This is a genomic window from Prevotella sp. DNF00663 (assembly GCF_001553265.1).
Taxonomy (GTDB): Bacteria; Bacteroidota; Bacteroidia; order Bacteroidales; family Bacteroidaceae; genus Prevotella.
Genome location: NZ_KQ960582.1, coordinates 1 through 924 on the forward strand (window position 1 = coordinate 1; position 924 = coordinate 924).

1 protein-coding gene is annotated in these 924 nt (G+C 43.5%); it reads left to right on the plus strand.

Annotation, left to right across the window (positions count from 1 at the left end; genetic code table 11):
• Positions 1-66 precede the first annotated feature (66 nt).
• Positions 67-924: IS5 family transposase (locus HMPREF3034_RS00225; protein WP_062432241.1), on the plus strand; the 858-nt coding region annotated here is incomplete at its 3' end.

Below are 924 nucleotides of genomic sequence, written 5' to 3' on the forward strand. Positions count from 1 at the left end.
GAGAACTCTGCAAAACTCTTAGTTTAGAAATTTGTTTATATCATTATTTTTTCGTACTTTTATAGTATGAAACAGCAACTCTCCTCTCTCAACTTTGCCGACCTATTAGTCGGTCAGCGTAGGGTCAAGCAGACCTTCTTTTCTCAGATAGATAAAATTATCGATTGGAATCCAATCCGTGGTATTATTGAAATCGCCTACACCAAAGGTAACAAGGCAACAGGTCGTCCGAGCTATGATAGTCTTGTGCTGTTCAAGATAGAACTTCTCCGTACTTGGTATGGTCTTAGTGATGGTGAGGTTGAGGAGCAGGTTAACGATCGTTTGTCTTTCAGCCGCTTTGTAGGACTGGGTTTGGAAGATGTTGCTCCTGATAGCACGACGGTATGTCGTTTCCGTAACATACTTGTAGAGGCAGACCTTTATGATATGGTACTGAATGAGATTAACCGTCAGCTGGAGCAACATGGTGTTATTGTCAAACGTGGGGCTATCGTCGATGCCAGCATTACCGATAGTCCTCGTCGTCCACGTGGTCGCAAGGAGTATGAGATAGTTGAGGACAGGGATGAAGAAACGGGTAAGTTAAAATCCGAGAAAGCTATGCTCAAGGAGAAACTCAAGCCCAATGTGGACGGAGAGGCACGCTGGATCAAGAAAATGGGAAGGCTCCACTTTGGATACAAACGGCATTCAGTTACAGATGAAAATGGATTGGTTCTTGCAGAGGAGACTACTGCAGCTAATGAGAGCGACATCAAGCATTTGGAAACGCCCCTGAAAAAAGCAAATCTTCCGGAAAAGACACTCGTATATGCTGATAAGGGTTATGACTCGGCAGAAAACAAGGAGATACTTGCCCGAATGAAACTAAAAAGTCACATTATGCACAAAGGAACAAGGGCGCATAAGATTACAGAAAGA